Raw genomic sequence first — 21028 nt, 5'->3', positions numbered from 1 at the left:
GTAGGCAACCTGGGTGAACGGAAGATGAACTGACTTGGTCGGAGCGGTGTACTGCCCCGGGGTGCGATCGGGCCATTCGTCCTGATTCTTACGTTGATAGTGCTATTAATGCACGTCAAAGTCGGGTGAATGAACCCCTCCGGAGGCGGCTCGCCGCGCGTGCGATCCCGCCCCCCGGGCCTCGAATGAGACCTAGATCACTCGCTCCGTGCCCACCGTGGAGCGATCCGCTCCGGTGGCCCGCCCGAGGCCCCGACCCGACACTGGAGCAGTGCGTACCGCGACAGCGACGGCTGCGGCCGTCACGACGACCCTCATCGGTGCCGGCGCGGCCGCCGTCGCCGTCGCCCGGCACGCCGCCGACGCGGCCCTGCGGTCCGAACCGGGCCGCCCGCTCCCCGGCGGACCGAAGCTCGGCGTCCACTCCGCCGTCGACGGCCGGATCACGCTGACCCGCTCGCTCGCCTCCCTGCGACCCGGCACGTACGGCCTGGTCGCACCCGGCGTGCACGCCGTCGTCGGGCCCGTGCTCCCCGACGCCGACCCCGGCCCGGACGCCGTCGTGCGGCAGCTCGTCTCCGTCACCCACGGCACCCTCGCCCCCGGCACCCGGGTCACCCTCACCCCCCAGGTGTACGTCGGCAACCCGCGCACCGCCCTCGGGCTCGACCACGCCGACGTGGACGTCCCCGGGGAGCTCGGCGCCCTGCCCGCCTGGTTCGTGCCCGCCGCCCGGGACACCTGGGTGATCACCGTGCACGGGCTCGGCAGCAGCCGCGAGCACCCGATGGTGGTCATGCCCTTCCTGCACCGCCACCAGCTGCCCGTCCTGGACCTCGGCTACCGGGGCGACCTGGGCGCCCCCGCCTCCCCGGACGGCCTCGGCCACCTCGGTGAATCGGAGTGGCGCGACCTGGACGCCGCCATCCGCTACGCCCTGCGCTACGGAGCCCGCCGCGTGGTCCTGTACGGCTGGTCCACCGGCGCCACCATGGCCCTGCACGCCTACGAGCGCTCGCCGCTCGCCCACCGGATCTCCGGGCTGGTCCTGGACTCCCCGGTGCTCGACTGGCACACCACCCTGCGCGGGCTCGCCGCGGCCCGCGGCGTCCCCGGCGTGGTGCTGCCGCTGGCGGTCCGGGCCGCCGAGGGCCTCACGGGCCTGCGCGCCGACCGCCGGCCGGCGGGTTCCGACCCCGGCGCGCTGCGCGTCCCCGTACTGATCTTCCACGGCCCGGACGACGCGCTCGCCCCCTGGGGGCCCTCGCGCAGACTCGCCGCCGCCCGCCCCGACCTCGCCACGCTGCACACCGTGGGCGGGGCCGGGCACGGCGCGATGTGGAACGCCGACCCGGCCGGCTACGAGGAGGCCCTGCGCCGCTTCCTCACCCCCCTCATGTGAAGACCCGTGTGAAGGCCGGCGTGAGGGGCCCGTGCGCAGTGTGAGCGCCCGTGTGAAGGCCGGTGTGAAGGCCTGTGTGAAGCGTCGTCATGTGAAGGCCCTGTGACGGACAGGCCCCCACGGGCGGCTTGTCCCGGTCTGCGCTGCGGTGAACGGCGATAACGAGCGGTTCCGTTTGGGCTTTCGGCCAGTGACGGGCGAGACTGCTTCCGTGACGTCCCGAAAGCCTGATGAGCAGTTGGCTCGCGACTCCAGACTCCGACTCGTCTCGCCGCGCTCCGTCGCCGCGGCCCGCAAGGCGGTGACCGACCGACGCACCCGGCCCGCGCCCCGGCCCCCGGCGGGTACACCCGCCACGGCCGACCTCGCGAACCGGGCCCGGGCCTCGCTCGCCGACGCCGTACGCCTGACCCGCTGGGCCGAGCGCAATCTCGGCGCCGGAGACGGCGGCCGGCCCGCCCCCACGGGCGCCCTGTCCGCGGCCGACGTCGAACGCGCGGCCACGGAACTGGGCCTGACGCACGGCCAGATCCAGGTCGGCTGGGACCGCGCCCGGCTCGCCGGACTGGTCGAGGTGCACGGCGGCCACGCCCGGCCCGGCTGGCGGCTGCGCGCCTGGGACCGCGACGACACCGCCGTACTGCGCGGCTGGGTCGCCCTCTTCGACGCCTGGTCGCTGGTCCATCCGGCACCCGCCGACATCGCCCCCTCGGCCGTCGCCGAGGTCGTCGAGGCCATGCCCCAACTCCTCTCCCTGCTCCAGCTGTCCGCCGGCCCGGTGACCGTCCCGGACCTGCTCGACCTGCTCGGGCAGCGCGTCACCGAACTGCGCGACGAGCGGTGCGAGATCCCCTACGAGGCCGAGCCCGCCGCGGCGCAGACGTCCGCCGCCGGCTCCGCGGAGACCCGCCCCGTCCCGCTCGCCCGGCTGCTGCGCTGGGCGCTCGGCGGACTCGCCGCCGTGGACGCCGTCACCCTCGGCCCCGCCCGGGCCACGCTCACCCCGCTCGGCAGCTGGGCCGTCTGGGTCAAGCTGGAGCAGATCTGCGTCGCGGCGCAGAGCCCCGCCGGGAACATCGAGCAGTCCGCCGCCGCCATGCTGCACGGCTGCGCGCGGCTCACCCCCGGCCCGGCCCGCGCCGAGTACCAGGCTTGGCTCGCCGCCCGGCCCGTCGGCCATGCTGTGGCCGAGCTGCTGCAGGCCGCCCGGGGCGAGGACGCCCTGCTGCGCGGCCTCGCCTTCGAGGCGCTGCGCGTGGTCGGCGCCCCCGCCGAGCCCGAGGTGCGCGCCACCGTGCGGGAGCCCGCCCTGCGTCCCTACGCCCTGCTGTGGCTCGCCGAGCACGACGGAGTCGACCCCGACGAGGCGCAGGACGTCCTGACCGCCGAGGAGTCGACCTGGCTCTGGGTGGACACCGCGGCCGCCATCGCCGACCACGGCGAGGCCGAGCTGCTGGCCCGCCACCTCGACTCCGCAGTCCGGACCACCGTCCCGCGGCTGCTGGACGAGGTCCGTGCGGTCGGCCATCCGCGCACGGTGCAGGTGCTGGTCGCGCTCGCCGCGGCCCACCCCGACCCGACGCTGGCCAAGGCGGTCCGCCGGGCCGCCTTCCAGGTCCACACCGGCGGCGAGTGACTCCGTAGGAGAACGAGGTCGGGGACGGGCGCGCCGCCGGGGTCAGACCTGCGGCGCGTACGTCCCGAAGCTCCAGACGTTGCCCTCGGCGTCGCGGGCCATGTAGTCCCGGGAGCCGTAGTCCTGGTCGGTGGGCTCCATCACGATCTCCGCGCCGTGCTCCACCGCCCGCCGGTGGTGGGCGTCCACGTCGTCGACCACGACATAGACCCCCGAGGGGCCGGCGCCCTCCATGGCCTTGTCGAAGACCCCGCCCCTGCCCGAACTGCCCAGCATCACCATGCCGTTGCCGTACGCCAGCTCGGCGTGCGTCACCGAACCGTCCTCACCCTCGTAGACGGCGACCTGGCTGAAGCCGAAGGCCTCGGTCAGCAGCCTGATGGCCGCCTTCGCGTCGCGGTAGACCAGTGTGGGACAGATGGACGGAACGCCTGCCATGACGATCACTCCCTCTCGTGACGGTGACCCGCGTCACACCAGCATGGCAGGCGTCACCGACAGTCAGCGGAAGGTGTTGCACTGGGCCATGTCACCGGTCCGGTAGCCCTGGTGGAACCACTGCTGACGCTGCTCGGCCGAGCCGTGGGTCCAGGCCTCCGGGGACACCCGGCCCTGGAACTTCTCCTGGATCCGGTCGTCGCCGACCGCGGCCGCCGCGTCCAGCCCTTCCCTGATGTCCGCCTCGGTCAAGAGCTTCATCAGCGGCCGCCCGATGGAGGCGTCCGTGACGTTCGTCGCGTTGTGCGCCCACACCCCGGCGTAGCAGTCGGCCTGCAGCTCGACCTTGACCGCGTTGCTGTTCGGGCCCTGCCGTCCGTCCTGGGCCCGCTGGAGGGTTCCGGTCAGGTTCTGGATGTGGTGCCCGTACTCGTGGGCGACGACGTAGGCCTGGGCGAAGGGGCCGCCGGCCGCGCCGAACTTCGTCCGCAGTTCGTTGAAGAAGCCCAGGTCCAGATAGACCTTCCGGTCCGCGGGGCAGTAGAAGGGGCCCACCGCCGAGCTGGCGGTCCCGCACGCGGTGCTCGTCCGGTTCTCGAAGAACACGGTCGTCGTCGGGCTGTACCGGCCGCCGCGCCTGGCGAACTCCTGCCTCCAGAAGGCCTGGGTGCTCCGGGTGACCGCCAGCAGCCGGCAGTCCTCCCGCGTGTTCGCGTCCCGCCCCGTCTTGCAGGCCCGATCCACCTCGGTGAGCGACGAGGAGACCGGCGCCGGCTCCTCCTCCCCGGAGGACAGCCCCAGCTGCTCCGGCCCCACCCCGAACAGCAGCCCGATGACCAGCGCGATGAGACCGACGATGCCGCCGCCGACGGTGGCCTTCCCGCCCGGGATGCGGCCGCCGCCGCGCCTGTCCTCGACCTCGGAGCTGTCGAGTCTGGCGTCGTCGTCGAACTGCATCCCGCACCGCCCTCCGTACGTCGAACAGGTGCGGTCGCGTCTCCGCCCATGCGGCGAGTATCGACCCGATCATCCCGATCTGCGCCTCTGCCGCTCCGCGGGGCCACTGGGCCGGACGGGGGACACGGGGAAGCGGATCCCGCAGGCCGGACGGCCCGGCCCGGGCCCGGAAACCAGTTGCACACCCCCGGTAGAATGTCTCTCATGGCAAATCTCCTCGCGGATTAGCGGCGTCGAAGCTTCGCGTCCTGCCCCCCTTCCGCCGTCCCGACCCGCCCTGGAGTATTTCCGTGATCACCGCCACCGGCATCGAGCTGCGCGCCGGCGCCCGCGTCCTTATCGAGTCCGCCTCCTTCCGTGTCGCCAAGGGCGACCGCATCGGCCTGGTCGGCCGCAACGGAGCGGGCAAGACCACCCTCACCAAGTGCCTCGCGGGCGAGGGTCAGCCCGCCGCCGGCTCCATCGCCCGTTCGGGTGAGGTCGGCTACCTCCCGCAGGACCCGCGCACCGGCGACCTCGACGTTCTGGCCCGGGACCGGATCCTGTCCGCGCGCGGCCTCGACGTGCTGATCAAGAAGATGCGCGCCAACGAGGAGCGCATCGCCACCGGCACCGGCGGCACCCGCGACAAGGCGATGAAGCAGTACGAGCGCCAGGAGACGGAGTTCCTGACCAAGGGCGGGTACGCCGCCGAGGCGGAGGCCGCGACCATCTCGGCCGCCCTCGGCCTGCCCGACCGGGTGCTCGGCCAGCCGCTCCACACCCTCTCCGGTGGTCAGCGCCGCCGCGTCGAGCTGGCCCGGATCCTCTTCTCGGACGCCGACACCCTGCTCCTCGACGAGCCCACCAACCACCTCGACGCCGACTCCATCGTCTGGCTGCGCGACTACCTGAAGACCTACCGCGGTGGCTTCATCGTCATCTCCCACGACGTGGACCTCGTCGAGACCGTCGTCAACAAGGTCTTCTACCTGGACGCCAACCGCTCCCAGATCGACGTCTACAACATGGGCTGGAAGCTCTACCAGCAGCAGCGCGAGGCGGACGAGAAGCGCCGCAAGCGCGAGCGCCAGAACGCCGAGAAGAAGGCCGCGGCGCTGAACTCGCAGGCCGACAAGATGCGCGCCAAGGCCACCAAGACGGTCGCCGCGCAGAACATGGCCAAGCGCGCCGACCGGCTGCTCGCCGGCCTGGAGGCCGTCCGCGTCAACGACAAGGTCGCCAAGCTCCGCTTCCCGGACCCGGCGCCCTGCGGCAAGACCCCGCTGACCGCCGAGGGCCTCTCGAAGTCGTACGGCTCCCTGGAGATCTTCACCGACGTCGACCTGGCCATCGACAAGGGCTCCCGCGTCGTCATCCTCGGTCTCAACGGCGCCGGCAAGACCACCCTGCTGCGCCTGCTCTCGGGTACCGAGAAGCCGGACACCGGCACGGTCGTTCCCGGTCACGGCCTCAAGCTCGGCTACTACGCCCAGGAGCACGAGACCCTGGACCCGGAGCGCACGGTCCTGGAGAACATGCGCTCCTCGGCCCCCGACCTGGACCTGGTCGCCGTCCGCAAGACGCTCGGCTCCTTCCTCTTCTCCGGGGACGACGTGGACAAGCCCGCCGGGGTGCTCTCCGGTGGCGAGAAGACCCGGCTGGCCCTGGCCACGCTGGTCGTCTCCTCGGCGAACGTGCTGCTCCTCGACGAGCCCACGAACAACCTCGACCCGGCCAGCCGCGAGGAGATCCTGGGCGCGCTGCGCACGTACAAGGGCGCGGTCATCCTCGTCACGCACGACGAGGGCGCCGTCGAGGCGCTGGAGCCGGAGCGGATCATCCTGCTCCCGGACGGCGTCGAGGACCTGTGGGGACCGGACTACCGGGACCTGGTGGCCCTCGCCTGATCGGGTTCCGGTTCACGTTCCGGTTCTGATCCAGTTCCTTATGGATCATTCGGCTCACGGGTGATCCATCATCTGAGTGAGACGGTCTCGTACCGTTGCGCGTCGTCCCACGGCCCCGGTCGCACCCGCCAAGGTGTGCGCCCGGGGCCGTTCGCTTTCCGGTTCCGCGCCCCTGACCTGGAGATTCCCGGCGAGGGCAGCGGAGTGTGACGGAAGTCATGCAGCGGAAGGGGAGATTCCGTTCTGCTCGGGCGTCCACCGGTCGGGAAATGCCGTCGTACCGACCTTGCTGAATGGGTGGCCAGGAAGCGTGGGAGGGGTGATCATGAGAAGTCCAGAGCGCACTTCCCACGAGGAGGCACGGGTGGCCGAGACTCTGAAGAAGGGCAGCCGGGTAACCGGCGCCGCGCGCGACAAGCTCGCGGCAGACCTGAAGAAGAAGTACGACTCCGGTGCGAGTATCCGGGCGCTGGCCGAAGAGACCGGCCGGTCCTATGGATTCGTCCATCGGATGCTCAGTGAGTCCGGGGTGTCGCTGCGTGGTCGCGGAGGCGCGACGCGCGGCAAGAAGGCCGCTACGGCCTGACCCCGGTCCCATCGGTTCCAACGCTCCAACGGCATCAAGGCTCATCATGATCCGACGGTTCCTTCGGTGACCCCCGGTCGGCCTTTCGGTCGACCGGGTGGTTACTGTGCAGTCACTTAGGCCGAGCTTGCGGCCGACTGCACACCGGAGGCATGAAAGATGGCTCTGCTCGACAAGGACGGCGTACGACTCACCGTCGACGACACGGTCGCCACGGTGACACTGACCAATCCGGCCAAGCGAAATGCCCAATCCCCCGCGCTCTGGCGGGCTTTGGCCGAGGCCGGGAGGTTGTTGCCGGGCACCGTCCGGATCGTCGTGCTGCGCGGTGAGGGCAAGTCCTTCTCCGCAGGGCTCGACCGGCAGGCGTTCACCCCCGAAGGTTTCGAGGGCGAGCCGTCCTTCCTCGATCTGGCACGCGGTTCGGACGAACTGCTCGACTCCACGATCGCCGAGTACCAGGAGGCATTCACCTGGTGGAGGCGTAACGACATCATCTCCGTCGCCGCCGTGCAGGGGCACGCGATCGGCGCCGGCTTCCAGCTCGCGCTCGCGTGCGACCTGCGCGTGGTCGCGGACGACGTGCAGTTCGCCATGCGCGAGACCAGCCTGGGCCTGGTCCCCGACCTGGCCGGTACCCAGCCCCTGACCTCCCTGGTCGGCTACGCCCGCGCGCTGGAGATCTGCGCGACGGGCCGCTTCGTGCACGCCGAAGAGGCGGAGCGGGTCGGCCTCGCCAACCTCGTCGTCCCCGCGGACGAGCTCGACGCCGCAGTCCAGGACCTCACCACCGCCCTGCTGGCCCCGCCGCGGGACGCCGTGATCGAGACCAAGACACTGCTGCGCTCCGCCCAGGCCCGCCCCTACGACGACCAGCGCGCCGCCGAGCGCGCGGCCCAGGCCCGCCGCCTGCGGGACCTGGCCGGTCTCTCCGACTGAGGGACGCCGCGACACCGGAGCCCCGGGGAGGGCCGGCCAGCCGACCGGCGTACTCCCGGGGCGCCCGCGCGCCCGGGCGCCTAACGTGGTGCGGAGTGAGTCCACCACGCACGGAAGGGACACGCGATGACCGAATCCGCATCAGGGGGCTCCGTCAAGGGCAAGGAACCCGGCGACCGGGGACGCACGAGCATCGCCGACGGGGTGGTCGAGAAGATCGCCGGGCTGGCCGCCCGCGAGGTGGTCGGCGTGCACGCCATGGGCAGCGGCAGCGGCCTCTCCCGCACCTTCGGCGCCGTCCGCGACCGGGTGCCCGGCGGCGGCAAGGCCGCGGTCAGCCGCGGGGTCAAGGCGGAGGTCGGCGAGACCCAGACCGCCCTCGACCTGGAGATCGTCGTGGACTACGGCGTCTCGATCCGTGACGTGGCGCGGGCGGTCCGGGAGAACGTCATCTCGGCGGTCGAACGGATGACCAGCCTGGAGGTCGTCGAGGTCAACATCGCGGTGAGCGACGTCAAGCTGCCCGATGAGCCCGACGAGGAACCGGAATCCCGTCTCCAGTAGCCGAGAGGAGCCCGCATGAGCATGGCGATCGCCGGACTGTTCGCCGGCATGGCCCTGGCGTTCGCCGGCTACTTCGGCGGTTTCGGGGCCTTCCTGCTGGTGGCCGCCCTCGGCGCCATCGGTTTCGTCGCCGGCCGGTTCCTCGACGGGGACCTGGAACCGGGTGACCTGTTCCGCCGCCGTGACGACCGGCGCGGGTGAGGCGCCGATGAGCAGCCCGCCGCGCTCCGCCCCGCCCCGGGTGGCCGCCGCCGAGCGCGGTGCCACCCGTATCGCCGACCGGGTCGTGGCGAAGATCGCCGCCCAGGCCGCCCGGGAGGCGCTCGCCACGGTCCCCGGCACACCCCCGCACGCCACCGTCACCGTGCACCACGACATCGCCCGGGTCCGGGTCAGCCTGGAGCTGGACTACCCCTCCGACCTGGCCGCCCAGTGCGCGGCCGTACGCCGTCAGGTGGCCCTCCGGGTCGAGGAGTGCGCGTCGATGTCGGTGCCCGAGGTGGACATCGACATCGAGCACCTGCACTCCGGCCACTCCCGAACCGCCTCCGGGCGGGACCGGCGGCTGCGGTGACGGCCCGCGGCTCGGGCCCGGGCCCGGCCCACCGGTTCCGCTCCCCCCGGCGGGTGCCCGCCGCGCTCACGGCCTTGGTCGTGCTCGGGGTGGCGGTCCTGTTCCTGTACGACCTGGCCGCCGTACGGTCCGGCCGGCCCGGGATGGGCTGGCGCCGCGACCTCGCCGACCAGCTCGCCACGCACACCCCCGCGGACCTGGGGGTGCAGCTGATCGGAGGGGGCCTGGTCCTGGTCGGGCTGGTGCTCCTGCTGCTGGCACTGGCCCCCGGGCTGCGCGGGATCCTGCCGATGCGGACCCCGGACCAGCGGGCGGGAGTCCGGGCCGGGCTGGGCCGCAAGGCCGCCGCGCAGATCCTGCGGGACCGGGCCATGGAGGTGTCCGGAGTCCGGTCCGTCCGGGTCAAGGTGGGCCGGTCCCGCGTCGGGGTGCGGGCCACCTCGCACTTCCGCGAGCTGGACGACGTACAAGCCGACCTCGACGCGGTGCTCGCCGTCGGCATCGAGGAACTGGGCCTCGCGCGCCCGCCGCAGCCGCGGGTACGGGTCAGGAGGTGAGGCAGTGCTCGCAACGGTGAACCGGATCCTGCTGGCGGTGGCCGGAGCGGTCCTGGTGGCGGCCGGCATCGTGGTGCTGACGGGCTGGTGGCCGCTGCACGGTCGGCATGCGCCGCTGCTGAGCGAGCAGACCAGGAACCGGTACTGGCACGCCGAGGGCTGGTGGTGGTGGGCGGTGCTCGCCGCCCTCGCGGTGGGTGTGCTGCTGGCGCTGTGGTGGCTGCTGTCCCAGCTCAGGCGCCCGCGGCTGCAGGCGGTGGTGGTGGACACCGGGGACGGGGCGTTCGCCATGCTGCGCGGGCGCGCGCTGGAGGAGGCGGTGGCCGCGGAGGCCGGCGCCCTGGAGGGGGTCGCCGGCTGCCGGGTCGCCCTGCGCGGGCGGCGCGGGTCGCCCGCGCTGCGGGTCGCGCTGGAACTGGAACCCCACGCGGTCCCCGCCGACGCCCTGGCCGCCGTGGCCGGCCCGGTCCTGACCCACGCGCGGACCTCGGCGGGCCTCCCGGAACTGCCCGCGGAGGCCCGCCTCAAGGTGACGTCCCACCGGGCCCGGCGCGTGACCTAGGCCGTCTCTTTCGGATCTTGTCGGCCGAGCTCGCGGCGTCCGTTGCCGTACATGGCAAGGCGGAGGAGCGCACCGTGTACTGGACGTACTCGGGTGCCCCGACAACGCGGCCAGGTGCGGTGCCGGGCGTCGCGGGCCCGGCAAGATCCGGAAGAGACGGCCTGGGGGGACCGGGGCACGGCGGGTCAGAAGCCGTGCCGGGAGCCGCCGTCGACCGGGAGCATGACACCCGTCAGGTACGACGCCGCCGGAGAGAGCAGGAAGGCCGCGGTGCGGCCGAACTCCTCCGGGGTGCCGTACCGGCGCAGCGGGATGCGGGACTCGTGCCCCGCCCGCGCGGCCTCCACGTCACCGGACAGCGCGTCGAGCTCGCGCACGCGGTCGGTGTCGATGCGGGCCGGAAGCAGGCCGACCACCCGGATCCCGCGCGGGCCGAGCTCCAGCGAGAGGGACTTCGCGAAGCCGGCGAGGCCCGGGCGCAGGCCGTTGGAGATGGTCAGGCCGGGGATCGGCTCGTGGACCGAGCCCGACAGGACGAAGCCGATGACCCCGCCCTCGCCCAGCTCGGCGGCCGCCGCCCGGGCGAGGCGGACCGCGCCCAGGAAGACCGACTCGAAGGCCGCCGACCACTGCGCGTCGGTGTTGTCCGCGGCGAAGCCCGGCGCCGGGCCGCCCACGCTGATGAGGATGCCGTCGAGGCGGCCGAAGCGCTCCCGCGCGGTGGCGACCAGCCGTTCGGCCGCCTCCGGGTCGGAGTTGTCGGCCGCCACACCGGCCGCGTTCGGGCCGAGCTCGGCGGCGGCGTCGGCCGCCCGCTTCTCGTCCCGGCCCGTCAGGAGCACCTTGGCGCCGTCGGCGGCCAGTTCCCGGGCGGAGGCCAGGCCGAGACCGCGCGTGGCCCCGGTGACGATGTAGACACGGTCTTTCAGTCCAAGATCCATGCCGACACGCTACGCCGTCGCCGGCTCCTGCCGGGAGGCTTCGGCCCGGGCGGCCTCTTCCTCGCGCTCGCGCTTCTCCCGCCGTACGAGGACCACCCAGCCCACCGGAACCGCGCCGGCGAACAGCCACCACTGGACGGCGTACGCCATGTGGGGCCCGATCGAGTCGTGGTCGGGGTCGGCGATGGTCTCCGGGCTGCCGTCCGCCGGGACCGGAGCGGTCAGCTCCAGATATCCGCCGAGGACCGTGCGGCCCAGGTACTCCGCCTGCTGCGCGCTGTTGATCAGCATCACCTGGCGGTCCGGCAGGCCCTTGCGGTCCTTGATGCCGCTGCCGCCGCTGGTCTCGTCGGCCTTCAGCCGGCCGGTGACCGTGACCTCGCCCGTGGGCGCGGCCGGCACCGGCGGGTAGGCGCGCGGGTCGTCGCCGCCCGGCACCCAGCCCCGGTTGACCAGGACCACCCGGCCGTCGGAGAGGACCAGCGGGGTCAGGACGTGGAAGCCGACCTTGTCGTCGCGGTCGGTGCGCATCCGGACGACGACCTCGTGCGCGGAGTCGTACGTGCCGGTCGCGGTGACCGCGCGCCAGAAGTCCGCGCGGGGGACCCGGTGTCCGGGGGAGGTGAGCTCGGTCACGGGGGCCGGCTTCGCCCGCAGGTTCGCCTCGATCAGCTGGTTCTGCGCGACCCGGTGCTCATGGCGGTGGTACTGCCAGAACCCCAGCTTGATCATCGCGGGGATGAGGGCGAGGGCCATCAGGGTGAGGAACACCCACTGCCGGGTCAGCACAAAGCGGTACACGCCCACGACGGTACCCGCAGCGCGAAGGACCCCGGCGGCCGGGTGGCCGTCCGGGGTCATGGCGTACGGACGGGGGAGTCAGACGCGGTCGACGATGCCCACCTTCCCCTCCGCCCGGGCGCAGTGCGCCCCGCAGAACCACTGGCCCGCGACCTCGACGCCCTGGCCGATGATCGAGACCCGGCAGTGCTCACAGACGGGCGCCATGCGGTGGATGGCGCAGGAGAAGCAGTCGAAGACGTGCACGGCGCCCTGCGCGTGCACCTCGAAGGACATGCCGTAATCGTTTCCGCAGACCTCACAACGTGCCATGGGCCGAATGCTGCGCACGGGGAAGGAGCGGAACAAGATCCGGCGGGGTGAGTCGCGGCGCCTGCACCCGGCCGGCGCAACGGTCCGCCCTCCGGTTCAGGACTCGGCCGGGGCCACGTCCCGCAGCAGCTGGGTGAAGGCCGCCTCGTCGACGACCGGCGTGCCGAAGCTCTTCGCCTTGACCGTCTTGGAGGTCGCCGAGTCGGGGTCGTTGGTCACCAGCAGGCTCGTGAGCCGCGACACACTCGTCGCGATGTGCAGGCCCGCCTCGACCGCCCGGTCCTCCAGCAGCTCCCGCTCCACCGAGGTGTCACCGGAGAAGGCGATCCGCATGCCCTGCTTCAGCGGCTTGCCGTCCTCGAAGCGCCCCGGATTGGGGTGCGGGCACGGCGGCCGCTTGCGCGAGGGCCGCCAGCTGCTGCCCCGGTACGAGGCCTGGTACCCGACCCGCGGGGTCACGGCGGAATCCGACCACTCCGTCAGCGGCCGGCATTCCAGCAGCGGCAGCCGTACGCCGCCCTGCGCGGCCGCGTGCAGCGAGGGGCGGAACGCCTCCGCCAGCACCCGGGCGTCGTCGAGCGCGTGGTGGGCGCGCTGCTGGACCACGCCGAAGTGCGCGGCGAGCGACTCCAGCTTGTGGTTGGGCAGCGGCAGGTTCAGTTCCTTCGACAGGGCGATGGTGCACAGCCGCTGGCGGACCGGTGCGGTCGCGGCGGCCCGCGCGTACTCCCGGGCGATCATCTGCCAGTCGAAGATGGCGTTGTGCGCGACCAGCACCCGGTCCGCGAGACGGTCGGCGAACTCCTCGGCGATGTCCTCGAAGAGCGGGGCGTCGGCGAGCATCGCGCTCGTCAGCCCGTGGATCCACACCGGTCCCGGGTCCCGCCGCGGATTGACCAGCGTGTACCAGTGGTCCTCCACGTTGCCCTGGGCGTCGAGCCGGTAGACGGCGGCGGAGACTATCCGGTCGTCGCGAGCGAGCCCGGTGGTCTCCACGTCGACGACCGCGTACCCCTGTGGGTACGCGGTCGGCCACATCGTGTCTGCGGTCGTACGGTCGTCGAGCATGGTCACAGAGGATATCGGCCCCGACTGACACCCGTGGCCGCCCCGGCGCTTCCCGGCCGTCAGCCCAGGGCGGCGACCAGGTCGCCCGCCGCGAGCTGTTCGAGGCCGCAGCCGTCAACCGGCCCCGGCAGCAGCCGGTATACGGAGCCGCTCGCGCCGGCGGGCGCGACCTCGCCGTCCACCAGCGCGAGGAACACCGACCGGCCCGAAACGGCGGTGCCCGCGAGGGCGTCGACCTCCGTGGAGGCCAGCACCGCGTCCGGATCGCGCAGGCCGACCACCCGGGCGGCGAAGGCCGCCGTGTCCTCGCCGGAGTCCCGGCGGTAGGTCCACAGTTCGTCGGGGTCGCTCGGCCGGGGCGTCCGGCGCAGCACGGCCACCTCGCGGCAGCGCGCGGCCGCGTGCCAGCCGGCCAGCTCCCACAGGGTGGTGCGGCCGGTCGAGAAGTACTGGAACAGATCGCGGCCGATCCGGGCCAGGTCCTCCTGGTGCGCCCACACACTGTGGTAGCCCTCGTCGTCGGGCAGGTGGACGTCGGTCCACAGGAAGCCGCGCCGCTCCAGGTCGACGAGGAGCGGCACGTGGATCCGGGAGTTGCCGACCAGGTCGTAGCGCTGGCGCACGGTCCGCGGGTCGTAGCGGGCGGTGCGGCCGGAGCGGGTGGGCAGGGCCATGAACCCGGCGAAGGCATCGGGCAGCAGCTCGAAGGGGATGTTGTTGTAGCTGAAGACGACCGGCATGGCGAAGCGCACACCGGAATCGGCCAGGGCGTCCAGGTCGACGTCCACGTACTCGCTCGCCCCGTGCGGCGCCGGCGCCGAGACGAGGTCGCCGGAGTGGACGACGGCCCCGGCGCCGTACACGAGGTTCGTGAAGTCGCACAGGCCCGCGTAGTTCCAGTCGGCGTCGAACAGCACCACCGACAGGTCCAGGTCCACGCGCTTGCGCGCCGGCTCCATCCAGTGCAGGAACATGCGCAGCACCTCGCCGTCCGGCAGCGCCTGGAAGCTGCCCTTGGGGACGGTGACCAGCGCCTTGGCCGCCGCCCGCTCGGCGGAGGGGACGTGGAGGTGGGCGAGGCGGGAGTCGAGGACCGCCACGTCGTACGGGTCGGCCGCGGCCAGCCGGCGCAGCACCTCACCCTCGAACAGCCCGCACACCGAACGGGTCACCGCCTCGGCCAGCGGGGTCCGGTCGTCCGGCACGGTGAAGGAGTGCGCGACCTGTCCGCGCGGGAAGAACACCCGCCGGGTTCCGGGGAGGTGGCGGATCCGCAGCCGCCCGAGCGCGGACAGCACCGGCCCCGGCCCGGCCTTCGGCAGCCGCCGCGCCAGTACCTCGGCGACCTGTGGCGGCAGCGTGTCGGCCGCGTAGAGCCGCAGCAGGTGGTCCAGGCGGCGGACGAGCTCGCCGGGCCGTTCGGCCAGTACGGCCAGGGCCCGGTCCGGATCCCCGCCGCGCAGGGCCCCCTCGGCCCGCCCCAGCCAGGTGGCCGCCCGGACGCGCGAGCCGTCGATCCGCACCGCGTGCGGGTACGCGGCGGCGGTGGCGAGCAGTGCGGCGCCCAGGGCGGTGCCGGTGGTGTCGGTGCCGCGGAGCACGGCGAAGGCGAGCGCGGCCCGCGGGTGGCGGGCGTACTGCTCGAAGGGGTGCAGGATCTCGGCGGCCCGCTTCCACAGGTCCGCGTGGCGCAGGACGTCCTCGACGAGCAGTGCCGGATCGAGGCCGTCCAGGACGGCCAGCAGGTCACGGCGCAGCGGGCGCGGCAGGGAACGCAGCCGCGGGGGTTCCAGGAGGTCGGCCTCGCCGCCGGACCACACGGCCAGCAGCCGCAGCACGTCGGTGGCGGTGGTGAGCCGCTCGGGCAGCAGGGCCCGTACGGCCTCCCGCGTACGGCGCTCGCGCAGCAGGGTGCCCAGTACCAGGGCCTTGGTCTCCCGCACCGGTACGGCGTCCGGGAGCCAGTCGAGGCCGGCCGGCACGTGGGCGAGGAGCACCCGGGCCTCTTCCCGGTCCTGCGGGGAGAGCGGGGTACGGCGGGCGAGGAGCCTGCCGAGGGCGGTGACGGCGTCGGCCGCGCGGTCGGTGGCGAAGGACAGCAGCCGCAGCGGACCCCCTCCGGAGGGGACCTCCCCCGGGTGCGGGGACGGCCGGATGAAGGGATCGTCGGCGTCGACGCGGCGGTGGCAGATCGGGCAGCCGGTGTAGTCGGCGCCGTCCCAGCAGGTCCGGCAGACCAGGTGGGCGCAGGGCGCGACGGGGTGGACGCTGCCGACGGTCTCGCACAGCACGCACGGCTGGTCCGGCCACTGCAGGAGCAGGGTCAGGACGCGGTCGATCCACAGCGCGCGGGTGTCGTCGGGCACCGAGGCCGGGAACGAGCGGAACAGCGGCATGTGGGTGCGGTCCGCGCCCAGCAGGATGTCGATGTCCCGGATCAGCTGCGCGCCGGCGGCGGCGAGTCCGGCGGGTCCGAGCCAGGCGAGCGCCGAACGCAGCGGGCCCGTCAGGGCGTAGCCCCGGTCGAGCAGTTCGGCCTCCAGGGCCGTCAGGCCCTCGGTCGTCGACGGGTCGCCCGGGCGCGGCCCGGCCTGGTCGACGTAGACGGTGTGCAGACGGCGCAACAGGACGGTCGACAGCTCGGGCAAAGGGGGGAGTCCTCCGGAACCGGAAAGGGGGAGTGGGCGGGGGCGGAGAGGGGACGCGCTACGGGTTCGCAGGAAGGTGAGAAGGAAGCACGTCGCGGAGCCGCCCCCGCGCCGCAGATACAACCACGGGCCCGGGAGCGCGCCAAGCGATTTATCGCGGCGGGGCCGCGCCGGCCGCCGGGCCCGGCGCGAGCAGGGCGTGCACCAGGGCCCGTACGGACAGCAGGAACAGCCGGTCCGGGTCCGCCGGGCGGGCCAGGGCGCGGGCGAGCGCCGGGTCGTGGGGGGCCGCGGCCGGGTCCCAGAGCTCGCTCTCGGCCGGGGACTGCGCGGGGGCGCGTTCGCGGTTGCGCTCGACGAGCAGGTACCCGACGACCTGGAACTGGACGGCGCGGACCGCGTCCGCCGCCCGGGCGCCGCGCAGCCCGGCGGCGTGCACCTCGTGGACGAGCGCCTGCTGGGCGGGCAGGAACATCCGCTCGGTGAGCCCGCGTTCGTGGACCATCGCGATCAGGTGCGGACGGGCCCGCAGTTCGCGGCGCAGGATCCGGGCCACCGCCAGGATCCGGTCGGCGGGGGTGCGGCCGGTGGGCCGGATCGCGCCCATCTCCTCCACGGTGCGCCGCACGAGGGCGTCGAGCAGCGATTCACGGTTGCCGACGTGCCAGTAGATGGACGTCACGGCGGTGCCCAGCTCGGCGGCGAGCTTGCGCATGGTGAGCGCGGCCGGGCCGTGCTGCATGACGAGGGACGCGGCGGCGTCCAACACCTCGTCGCGGGTGAGCGTGGTTCTGGCCACGGCGTCCACCACCAATCTGTCGGATCGTCAATTCTGGTCCGTGCAGGAGTCTTTACCCTTCATCGGCGGCGGTGTAACTGTGTTACAGAACCGACTCCCCCCGAGCCGAGGGATGGTGCGAGACATGGCACGCGTACGGTACGGAGCGCGGACCGAGGCCGAGATCGCGGCGTCGCGCGAGAAGAGTTCCAAGCTCCCCGACATCTGGTCCACCGGCGTCGTGGCCGTCTGGGAGAGCGACCCCGACGTGGTCGCGGCGGTCCTGCCGCCGCCGCTCAAACCGGCCGACCGGCCCCTGGTACGGGCCAACATCAGCAAGGTCGACCTGCCCGGCTACCCGCTCGGCGCCGGCTCGGTGGCCGTCGCCGCCCAGCACGGCGGGGTCGAGGGCTGGTACCCCCTGGTCATGCCGATGACCATGGAGCGCGCACTGACCGGCGGCCGCGAGGTCTTCGGCGAGCCGAAGAAGCTCGGCGAGGTCACCGTGGAGCGCGACGGACTCGTCGTACGGGCCGCTCTCGCCCGGCACGGGATCGCCTTCGTCGAGGTGCGCGGGGCGGTGGACCGCGCGCTGCCGCTGCCCGAGCCCACCCGGAAGACCGACTTCTACTTCAAGTTCCTGCCCGCCGTCGACGGTTCGGGATTCGACGTGGACCCGGTGCTCGTGCACTGCACGCGCAACGAGAAGGTCCGCAAGCTGGAGCACATCACCGGGGACGTCGTGCTGCGCGAGTCGATGTTCGACCCGGTCGCCGACCTTCCCGTCCGCCGGATCGTGGAGATCACCATCGGCGAGAAGACCACCGACCAGAAGGGCCGCGTCGCCGAGCGGGTCAGCGCCCAGGCCCTGCTCCCGTACATCCACCAGCGCTACGACGACCCCCTGCAGATCCTCGACGCGCCCCCGGAGGGCTCGTCAGGGGGGAGGGGCTGACATGCGACTCGAACCGGGACAGGTGGCCGTGGTCACCGGAGCCGCCAGTGGCATCGGCCTCGCCATGGCCCGCCGCTTCGCCGCCGAGGGGCTGAAGGTGGTCCTCGCCGACGTCGAGGAGGGCGCCCTGCGCAAGGCCGCCGGCGAACTCGTCGCGGACGGGGCCCAGGTGCTCGCCAGGGTGGTCGACGTCAGCGACCGCGACTCCGTGACCGCGCTGGCCGACGCCGCCTACGAGGCCTTCGGCGCCGTGCACGTGCTCTGCAACAACGCCGGCGTCGGCTCCGGCGCCGAGGGCCGGATGTGGGAGCACGAGCCCAACGACTGGAAATGGGCCTTCTCCGTCAACGTATGGGGGGTCTTCCACGGCATCCAGGCCTTCGTCCCCCGCATGATCGCCGCCGGCGGCCCCGGCCACGTCGTCAACACCTCCTCCGGCGACGGCGGCATCGCCCCGCTGCCCACCGCGTCCGTGTACGCCGTCACCAAGGCGGCCGTGGTCACCATGACCGAGTCGCTCTACGCCCACCTCAAGGCGGAGGGCGCCCCCGTCGGGGCCTCCGTCCTCTTCCCCGGACCGCACATGCTGCGCACCGGGCTGTGGGAGTCGCACCGCAACCGGCCCGAGCGGTACGCGAAGGAGCGGCCGCGCAAGGCCCCGTACCGCAGCCTCGACCAGTACGAGGCGGCGATGAAGCAGGCCGGCCACGAGGTGCGCTTCACCCCGGTCGAGGAGGTCGCCGAGCACGTCGTCGACGGCATCCGCGCCGACCGCTTCTGGATGCTCCCGGCCGGCGAGCACAGCGACCGGCAGATCCGCGCCCGGTCGCAGTCGATGCTCGACCGGACCAACCCCGGCTACCTGGAAAGCTTCATCCTCGACTGAGGGGCGTCTGTGGTGAGTACGCACGAAGACCGGACCGAAGACCCGTACCTGATCATCTCCTCCGACTGCCACGCCGGCCTGCCCACCGAGCAGTACCGGCCCTACCTGGACTCCCGCTTCCACCCCCGGTTCGACGAGTTCCTCGGCGAACGCGACGCCCGCCGCGCGGAGGCCACCCGCCTCGGCGTCCGCAACGAGGCCTTCGCCGAGAAGTGGTTCCACGACCACGAGGAAGGCCTCAAAGGCGGTTGGGACACCGGGCAGCGGCTGAAGGAACTCGACGGCGACGGCGTGGCCGCCGAGGTCGTCTTCCCCGACGCGGACGCCGTCGACAGCCAGACCGCCGCCCCCTTCGGCGTCGGCCTCGGCCTCTCCGGCGACCAGGACCCCGAGCTCGGCATGGCGGGCGCGCAGGCGCACAACCGCTGGCTCGCGGAATTCGTGGGCCGGCACCCGGAGCGGCACTGCGGAGTCGCCCTGCTCCCCATCACGGGCGAGCCGAAGAAGGTCGTCGCCGAGATCCACCGGGCCAAGGCGTCCGGGCTGGGAGCGCTGATGATCCCCGCGATGTGGGTGGACCGGGCGCCGTACCACGACCGCCGCTACGACCCCGTCTGGGCGGCGGCCGCCGAGACGCAGATGCCGATCGTCACCCACTCCGGGTCCTCGCCGCGCCACGAGTACGGCGACCACCTGGGCATCTTCGTCTCCGAGGTCACCTGGTGGCCGGCCCGCCCGCTGTGGTTCCTGCTCTGGTCGGGGGTCTTCGAACGCCACCCCGGCCTGAAGTTCGGCGTCGCCGAGGCGGGCTGCTGGTGGCTGCCCAACCAGCTGTGGTTCATGGACCGGCTCTACCTCGGCGCGCACGGCGGCAAGAAGCTCTCACCGTTCGAGGAGCTGAAGCGGCCGCCCAGCGAGTACCTGGACCGCCAGGTGTTCATCTGCGCCACGAACACCAAGCGCCGGGAGCTCGCGCAGCGGTACGAGATCGGCGTGGACAACATCCTGTGGGGCTCGGACTTCCCACACCCCGAGGGCACCTGGCCGAACACCCGCAGCTGGCTGAAGAACACCTTCCACGACATCCCGGTCGCCGAGACCCGCCGGATGCTCGGGCTCGCGGCGGCCGAGGTCTTCGGCTTCGACACCGCGAAGCTGGCCCCGATCGCCCGCCGGATCGGCCCCACCCCGGCGGAACTGGGCCAGTCCCCGGACCAGGCGGCGGTGGAGGCCTCCTGGGCCCGCTCCCGCGAGGTGGGCCGCCACTGGCTCACCGACAACGACTTCCCGGTGCTGGGGGTGAACCCGTGACGTCCGAGGACCGCTACACGGTGATCTCGGCGGACTGCCACGCCGGCGCCGACCTGCTGGACTACAAGCCGTACCTGGCCAAGCGCCACCACGAGGACTTCGACGCCTGGGCCGCCACGTACGTGAACCCGTACGAGGACCTCCTGGCGGACACCGCCGACCGCAACTGGAACTCGGCGCGCCGCCTCGCCGAACTCGAAGCGGACGGCATCGTCGCGGAAGTCCTCTTCCCGAACACCATCCCGCCGTTCTTCCCCAAGGCCTCCCTGATGGCCCAGCCCCCGACGGCCGCCGAGTACGAGCTGCGCTGGGCGGGTCTGCAGGCCCACAACCGCTGGCTGGCGGACTTCTGCGCGGACGCCCCGGGGCGCCGGGCGGGGGTCGCGCAGATCCTGCTGAACGACGTGGACGCAGCGGTCGGCGAGATCCGCCGGGCGCGGGCCGCCGGCCTGACGGGCGGCATCCTGCTCCCCGGCGTCCCGCCCGGCTCCACGGTGCCCGAGCTGTACTCCGCGGCCTACGACCCCGTCTGGGCGGTGTGCGACGAGCTGGACGTCCCGGTCAACCACCACGGCGGCTCGGCCTCACCGCCGCTCGGCGACGAACCGGCGGCCCGCGCCGTCTTCATGGTGGAGACGACATGGTTCTCGCACCGCGCCCTGTGGCACCTCGTCTTCGGCGGGGCCTTCCACCGTCACCCGGGCCTCAAGCTGGTCCTGACGGAGCAGGGCTCCGGGTGGATCCCCGGTGTGCTGGAGATGCTGGACTACTACCACGGCCGCCTGGTGGCGGCATCGGCCACGGCCGAGTCCAAGTTCGGGGCGGGCCTCGCGGAGTCGATGGGCCGGGGCCCGAGCGAGGTCTGGCGGGACAACTGCTTCGTGGGAGCGAGCTTCATGCGCCCCCACGAGGTCCCGCTGCGGGAGCGGATCGGCCTCGACAAGATCATGTGGGGCAGCGACTACCCCCACGACGAGGGCACCACCCCCTTCTCCCGCGAAGGCCTCCGCATCGCCTACGCGGGCCTGCCGCGCGAGGAGGTCGCCGCGATGGTCGGCGGCAACGCGGCCCGCGTGTACGGCTTCGACCTCGCCCTGCTGGACGCGGTCGCCGCCAAGCACGGCCCCCTGGTCTCGGAGATCGCACAGCCGTTGACGGCCGTGCCCCCGGAGGCCACCAGCCCGGCATTCGCCCGAGGGGGGTCGGTCCGGGTCTGGTGACACC

Annotated in this window: 22 protein-coding genes; 14 read left to right on the top strand and 8 right to left on the bottom strand. The window is 73.1% G+C overall.

Translation table 11 applies throughout. The features are described from left to right. The first annotated feature begins 271 nt into the window (after positions 1-271). A complete protein-coding gene (locus JYK04_RS12505) occupies positions 272-1402 on the top strand; it encodes an alpha/beta hydrolase family protein (RefSeq protein ID WP_189735841.1) in 1131 nt (376 codons plus the stop codon). 211 nt (positions 1403-1613) lie between these two features. Continuing rightward, entirely contained in the window at positions 1614-3038 is a 1425-nt protein-coding gene (locus JYK04_RS12500; protein ID WP_373297401.1) for a hypothetical protein, read from the top strand. 42 nt (positions 3039-3080) lie between these two features. Here JYK04_RS12500 and JYK04_RS12495 read toward each other — a convergent pair whose 3' ends face one another. Both JYK04_RS12495 and ypfJ read right to left on the bottom strand, forming a co-directional pair. Then, entirely contained in the window at positions 3081-3476 is a 396-nt protein-coding gene (locus tag JYK04_RS12495) for a VOC family protein (RefSeq protein WP_189735839.1), read from the bottom strand. Between the two features lie 63 nt (positions 3477-3539). Beyond that, positions 3540-4433 (bottom strand): KPN_02809 family neutral zinc metallopeptidase, encoded by an 894-nt coding sequence (ypfJ, locus tag JYK04_RS12490; protein ID WP_189735837.1) that lies wholly within the window; start codon positions 4431-4433, stop codon positions 3540-3542. Between the two features lie 290 nt (positions 4434-4723). Between ypfJ and JYK04_RS12485 the strand changes: the two genes are divergently transcribed. The 8 genes from JYK04_RS12485 to amaP all read left to right on the top strand — a co-directional run bounded on the left by JYK04_RS12485 (position 4724) and on the right by amaP (position 10104). Further along, positions 4724-6322 carry an ABC-F family ATP-binding cassette domain-containing protein gene (locus tag JYK04_RS12485; protein WP_030010788.1) on the top strand — a complete coding sequence of 533 codons (1599 nt, stop codon included), beginning with the start codon at positions 4724-4726 and terminating at the stop codon, positions 6320-6322. A 364-nt stretch (positions 6323-6686) separates the two neighbouring features. Then, positions 6687-6908: a helix-turn-helix domain-containing protein gene (locus tag JYK04_RS12480; RefSeq protein ID WP_030010789.1), complete on the top strand. Its 222-nt coding sequence runs from the start codon at positions 6687-6689 to the stop codon at positions 6906-6908. Positions 6909-7067: 159 nt separating this feature from the next. Beyond that, a complete protein-coding gene (locus JYK04_RS12475) occupies positions 7068-7847 on the top strand; it encodes an enoyl-CoA hydratase/isomerase family protein (protein ID WP_189735835.1) in 780 nt (259 codons plus the stop codon). 126 nt (positions 7848-7973) lie between these two features. Then, positions 7974-8411, top strand: coding sequence for an Asp23/Gls24 family envelope stress response protein (locus tag JYK04_RS12470; protein ID WP_189735834.1), 438 nt, complete (start codon positions 7974-7976; stop codon positions 8409-8411). A 15-nt stretch (positions 8412-8426) separates the two neighbouring features. Beyond that, complete coding sequence (locus JYK04_RS12465; RefSeq protein ID WP_030010792.1) at positions 8427-8612, top strand: hypothetical protein; 186 nt, start codon at positions 8427-8429, stop codon at positions 8610-8612. Positions 8613-8619: 7 nt separating this feature from the next. Further along, on the top strand, positions 8620-8985 hold the full coding sequence (locus tag JYK04_RS12460; protein ID WP_189735832.1) for a hypothetical protein: 366 nt from the start codon (positions 8620-8622) through the stop codon (positions 8983-8985). Further along, the gene (locus tag JYK04_RS12455) at positions 8982-9542 is read left to right on the top strand and encodes a DUF6286 domain-containing protein (protein WP_229875132.1); all 561 of its coding nucleotides are present in this window, start codon (positions 8982-8984) and stop codon (positions 9540-9542) included. The genes JYK04_RS12460 and JYK04_RS12455 overlap by 4 nt, the downstream gene beginning before the upstream one ends. Positions 9543-9546: 4 nt before the next feature. Beyond that, positions 9547-10104 carry an alkaline shock response membrane anchor protein AmaP gene (amaP, locus tag JYK04_RS12450; RefSeq protein WP_189735828.1) on the top strand — a complete coding sequence of 186 codons (558 nt, stop codon included), beginning with the start codon at positions 9547-9549 and terminating at the stop codon, positions 10102-10104. Between the two features lie 185 nt (positions 10105-10289). Here the strand turns inward: amaP and JYK04_RS12445 are convergent, their stop codons facing one another. The 6 genes from JYK04_RS12445 to JYK04_RS12420 form a co-directional block, all read right to left on the bottom strand. Then, positions 10290-11045, bottom strand: coding sequence for an SDR family oxidoreductase (locus tag JYK04_RS12445; protein WP_189735825.1), 756 nt, complete (start codon positions 11043-11045; stop codon positions 10290-10292). A gap of 9 nt (positions 11046-11054) precedes the next feature. Continuing rightward, positions 11055-11846: an SURF1 family cytochrome oxidase biogenesis protein gene (locus JYK04_RS12440; protein WP_189735823.1), complete on the bottom strand. Its 792-nt coding sequence runs from the start codon at positions 11844-11846 to the stop codon at positions 11055-11057. Positions 11847-11924: 78 nt separating this feature from the next. Then, entirely contained in the window at positions 11925-12158 is a 234-nt protein-coding gene (locus tag JYK04_RS12435; RefSeq protein WP_030009585.1) for a hypothetical protein, read from the bottom strand. A gap of 96 nt (positions 12159-12254) precedes the next feature. Further along, complete coding sequence (locus JYK04_RS12430) at positions 12255-13232, bottom strand: DEDDh family exonuclease (protein ID WP_189735821.1); 978 nt, start codon at positions 13230-13232, stop codon at positions 12255-12257. 53 nt (positions 13233-13285) lie between these two features. Beyond that, positions 13286-15874 carry an MXAN_6230/SCO0854 family RING domain-containing protein gene (locus tag JYK04_RS12425; RefSeq protein ID WP_189735819.1) on the bottom strand — a complete coding sequence of 863 codons (2589 nt, stop codon included), beginning with the start codon at positions 15872-15874 and terminating at the stop codon, positions 13286-13288. Positions 15875-16025: 151 nt separating this feature from the next. Next, the gene (locus JYK04_RS12420; protein WP_189735817.1) at positions 16026-16673 is read right to left on the bottom strand and encodes a TetR/AcrR family transcriptional regulator; all 648 of its coding nucleotides are present in this window, start codon (positions 16671-16673) and stop codon (positions 16026-16028) included. 124 nt (positions 16674-16797) lie between these two features. Between JYK04_RS12420 and JYK04_RS12415 the strand changes: the two genes are divergently transcribed. The 4 genes from JYK04_RS12415 to JYK04_RS12400 are packed head-to-tail and all read left to right on the top strand — an operon-like array spanning position 16798 to position 21024. Continuing rightward, entirely contained in the window at positions 16798-17607 is an 810-nt protein-coding gene (locus tag JYK04_RS12415) for an acetoacetate decarboxylase family protein (protein WP_189735815.1), read from the top strand. 1 nt (position 17608) lies between these two features. Next, positions 17609-18493: an SDR family NAD(P)-dependent oxidoreductase gene (locus tag JYK04_RS12410; protein WP_189735813.1), complete on the top strand. Its 885-nt coding sequence runs from the start codon at positions 17609-17611 to the stop codon at positions 18491-18493. A gap of 12 nt (positions 18494-18505) precedes the next feature. Then, the gene (locus tag JYK04_RS12405; protein ID WP_189735811.1) at positions 18506-19804 is read left to right on the top strand and encodes an amidohydrolase family protein; all 1299 of its coding nucleotides are present in this window, start codon (positions 18506-18508) and stop codon (positions 19802-19804) included. Further along, on the top strand, positions 19801-21024 hold the full coding sequence (locus JYK04_RS12400) for an amidohydrolase family protein (RefSeq protein WP_189735809.1): 1224 nt from the start codon (positions 19801-19803) through the stop codon (positions 21022-21024). Before JYK04_RS12405 ends, JYK04_RS12400 begins: the two co-directional genes overlap by 4 nt. Positions 21025-21028 lie beyond the last annotated feature (4 nt).

Origin of the sequence: Streptomyces nojiriensis (genome assembly GCF_017639205.1) — a bacterium.
Taxonomy (GTDB): Bacteria; Actinomycetota; Actinomycetes; order Streptomycetales; family Streptomycetaceae; genus Streptomyces; species Streptomyces nojiriensis.
This window is presented reverse-complemented; position numbering and strand designations above follow the sequence as displayed.